The sequence below is a fragment of the Candidatus Binatota bacterium genome (assembly GCA_012960245.1).
In the GTDB taxonomy this organism is placed as follows: domain Bacteria; phylum Desulfobacterota; class Binatia; order UBA1149; family UBA1149; genus UBA1149.
The window spans coordinates 1-3,691 of record DUBO01000019.1; the positions used below are offsets into that span (position 1 = coordinate 1).

General features: G+C 62.1%; 4 protein-coding genes. All 4 read left to right on the forward strand.

The features are described 5' to 3' along the window. Positions 1–67 precede the first annotated feature (67 nt). Positions 68–1,132, forward strand: coding sequence for a DUF1566 domain-containing protein (locus EYQ35_03080; GenBank protein HIF63123.1), 1,065 nt, complete (start codon positions 68–70; stop codon positions 1,130–1,132). Between the two features lie 120 nt (positions 1,133–1,252). Beyond that, on the forward strand, positions 1,253–1,438 hold the full coding sequence (locus EYQ35_03085) for a hypothetical protein (GenBank protein ID HIF63124.1): 186 nt from the start codon (positions 1,253–1,255) through the stop codon (positions 1,436–1,438). A gap of 348 nt (positions 1,439–1,786) precedes the next feature. Then, positions 1,787–2,494, forward strand: coding sequence for a thioredoxin family protein (locus tag EYQ35_03090; GenBank protein ID HIF63125.1), 708 nt, complete (start codon positions 1,787–1,789; stop codon positions 2,492–2,494). Positions 2,495–2,582: 88 nt separating this feature from the next. After that, positions 2,583–3,566, forward strand: coding sequence for a hypothetical protein (locus EYQ35_03095; GenBank protein ID HIF63126.1), 984 nt, complete (start codon positions 2,583–2,585; stop codon positions 3,564–3,566). Positions 3,567–3,691 lie beyond the last annotated feature (125 nt).

Here is a 3,691-nt window from a genome sequence, read left to right on the forward strand (position 1 = left end):
TCCCCTTCTTAAATTGCCTCTCGGCCGCTCACCATCACCCACCCACCCACGCAGGGGGGGCGCATACATGGACAGACAGCCGGCAATGGTGCTAGGCTCGCGGGTCTCCGGGAGGGAACCCACCATGTCTATTAAGTCTCTCGTATCGTTTGCTCTTACCTGTGCCGCCGCTGCGGCCTTGGTCGCGGGAACCGCGCTGGCTGCCGACCCGGCGGTCAAGTGCGAGTCGGGCAAGCTCAAGGAGGCCAGCAAGTACAGTTCATGCCGGCTGAAGGCCGACTCCAAGGCCGTAAAAAAGGGGGAGGCGGCCGACTACGCCAAGTGCGAGACGAAGTTTGCAGACAAGTGGGCAAAGGCCGAAAACAAGGCGGGTGCCGGTAACTGTCCGAGCGAGGGCGACCAGTCCTCGATGGACTCGCGCATCACGCTGGACACGGCCGAGATCGCTACGCTGCTGGCTGGTGGAAACGCGCCGACCTGCTCGGTAGACTGCGGTAACGGTATCGTAGACGCGGGCGAAGATTGCGACTTTGGCGACTTGAATGGTGATACCTGCGCTGGCCAGGGGCAGTTTGGCAGCGGGCTGGCTTGCGGTTCAGGCTGCGTGTTTGATACGGGTGGCTGCTCGGCGACTCGTTACGAGGACACCGGACTCGGCACGGTGATCGACCACCAGGCGGGTCTCGAGTGGCAGAAGACCGACGACGCGGGGGGTCTTACCGATAAGGATAACAGTTATTCCTGGTCCGATGCGGGTGGTGTTCCAGGGGGTCCGCACGGTACGGCGTTCTTCGTGTTTCTGTCTGGACTGAACGCGCCAGACGGGCCTGGGGCAAATCCTCCGCAAGACTGGACAACGGATACGGGATGCTACGCGGGGCGTTGCGACTGGCGCGTGCCGGTACTCGAGGAACTGGTTACTATTATAGATTGTTCGTTTGGGGATCCCTGCGTAGACCAATCAGTGTTCGGCCCGACAAACCCGTCGTCTAAATACTGGTCGTCCACTACTGATTCGGTAGGCCTTCAATTTCCGAACCACGCGTGGCTCCAGCCCATGGAATCCTGGGGAGCACACACCTCTCCCAAGACCTATGAATACCCGGTGCGTGCCGTGCGTGGCGGCCCCTGAAAAGGCGATACGCGCGGGCGCGGCGGGGTAAACACCAGCCGTGCCATGCTTTCAACCACTTAGCGGAGTACGGTTTGAACCGACTCATCTGTCGAGGTCATGAAGAAGGTGGGGGAAATCATGAGTGGTAATCCAATTCCGGACGAGGCCCGCCCGGTGATTGAGGACATGGCTCGCCGCGAAGATCGTGTTCTCCTTCGCATGAAGCCGGAGTGGACGGTGTACACGCCGCCGGTACATCTTCATGCCGGCGACGATGGCTCCGATCTGCGACACGGCCTGGCGGACAGGCTGCCCTGGCGGTGATGCGCTCCAGGTCGGAACCCTCACTTGCCGGGCCCACCCTGTCTCCCCCCGGGGTAGCCTGACCCTTGCCTGTTGGCGTCCTGCCCGGCTTAACTGATTTTACGTGGTGTAATTACCCATCAGGGTGGGCGCTGATCTTCACGGCCGCAGCGTAGGCACCGACGGAGCCGCGCTTGACTCCCACCTGTCGGATCTGGGCAATCCTCACCAGGTGATGGCAGCGCAACTGGGCGTGTTACCGGCGGCGGTGGCGAAACCAAGGCCGGCGGCCCGCAGAAAACGCTCAACCCGGGCTGTTTTGCGCCCGGGGCTCTGTATCCTTCCGGCTTAACGGGTTACACTGCCAGCATGCGGCTTCTTTACTGCCTCACCGGGCTGCGGCGTATAGCTTACTTGTTGCCTGGCGTGTTGTTTGCGCTGACGGCTGCCTCGTCCCCGGTGGGCGCTGCGGGTGGGCTTGTCTCGACGGTACTGTCCATGCAGGGCATTGACTGCCAGGGCTGCGGGATGGCCGCGGCCGCCAAGCTCAAGGGTTCCGAGGGTGTCGAGGAGGTCTCCTTTGACCGAGGCAAGGCCGAGTTGGCCGTGGATTATGACCCGTCAGCGACCGATCCGGCAACGCTCGCCTCGTCGGTGGGCGAACTGGGCTACACGGTGGTTGTTGGAGAGGGCAAGGGCAGGTACCTGCCCGACGCCGAATTCTCTTCCGAACTGGACGTGTCCTGGGCGTCACGCGACGGCGAGGCGGTAGACATCGAGGAGCACCTGGCTGAGGGCAAGGTGACGGTGATCGATTTTTATGCCAAGTGGTGCGGTCCGTGTCGCCTGGTTGATCGCGAAATGTTCTCCATCCTGCGCGCTCGCGACGACGTGGCCCTGCGCAAGGTAAACGTCAACGACTGGGGTTCGCCCGTGGCCCGGCAGTACCTCAGCAAGGTCCCGGAGCTACCGTACGTGATCGTGTACTCGAAGACTGGCCGCAGGGTCGAAGCTATAACCGGTCTCGACCTTCAAGGATTGCGCGCGGCCATAGACCGCGGGGCTTCCGATGGGTAAGCCCGGAAGCGTAGCGGCGGCTGTCCTGCCGGCACTACTGCTGCTGGCGGTGCCTGCCTGGGGTCAATGAGCCGGTTGAATAAATCCCATGCTCTCCGGTGGAGACGCACCCACTACTGCCGAGTACCAGGCCCCTCTTTCGCGGGGAGGGGTGCGCCTGGGCCTGTCAACCGAATACCACGCATTTACCAGGCCGGTTCACGGAGATGACTACGTTACCTACGAGGAACTGGTAGAGAACTGGCCGGCGACCGAGTCTCATCACAACAGCAAGCTGTACAGCTGGCAGGCCGATTTCTCGCTTCGCTACGCGCTGCGGGACCGGACCGAGCTGTTCGCGGTCCTGCCGCTTCGGCGACTGCGCGTCGAGGTAGCCGAGGAGACCAATCACCATCGTAACGAGACGATTGAAGGGCTGGGTGACATGCAGCTGGGCGTGCGCAGGTTCGTGCGGGCCGAACAGTATTTGCGGGTCGGGGCGATACTGGGAATGAGTTTGCCCACCGGGGAAAAGAAGTCACTGCCCACCGAGGCTTATCTTGGTTCGCACGTGGCCGCCGACCTTGGTATCGCCGTTCCCCCGCACAGCCACCTGCGCCTGGGCAGCGGTACCGTCAATCCCTTTGTAGCCGTCGACGGGGTCTACTCGCCGGAGGGTGATTGGATATACATGGGTTCGATGAGCGTGACCGTACCGTTCTATGATGCATCCGACGGTTACCGGACCGCGACCAGTGGTTCGGTAACCCTCGGGCTTGGCCACCGCGTGCAAGACGAAGATTTGTCGATCAACATGTTCACCAGCGTGTCGTACTCAGGTCGCGACGAGTTTCACGGGGACCCGGTCACGGGCACGCTCGGTACCCACGATGGCAACCTCGATGTCACCAACACCGGTCGCTTCGAGGTGACACTCAGGCCCACTCTCGGCTATCGGTTTTCCGACAGTCTTTCGCTCGATTTCCAACTCACGGTGCCCGTTTATACACGCATACACGAGGACGTTGACCAGCGTGATGTACAGCTTTCCGAGAGGGTAGGCGTGGTGGCGTCGCTCAGTTACCAGATCTGACGCGGTGGCCTCCCGGCCTGTCCGGGTCGACGTGTTCGATTCAAGGCGGCAGTCAAAATACCGCCGGCGAGCTGCGCTACCCCACCCACGCGGGGGGGGGGCGCGTAAAGGCGTCGGGATTTTAT

What these genes read in the sequence shown, in the direction of transcription:
- EYQ35_03090 (HIF63125.1), top strand. Translation starts at nt 1,787, where the DNA reads ATGCGGCTTCTTTACTGCCTCACCGGGCTGCGGCGTATAGCTTACTTG.
- EYQ35_03095 (HIF63126.1), top strand. Translation starts at nt 2,583, where the DNA reads ATGCTCTCCGGTGGAGACGCACCCACTACTGCCGAGTACCAGGCCCCT.
- EYQ35_03085 (HIF63124.1), top strand. Translation starts at nt 1,253, where the DNA reads ATGAGTGGTAATCCAATTCCGGACGAGGCCCGCCCGGTGATTGAGGAC.
- EYQ35_03080 (HIF63123.1), top strand. Translation starts at nt 68, where the DNA reads ATGGACAGACAGCCGGCAATGGTGCTAGGCTCGCGGGTCTCCGGGAGG.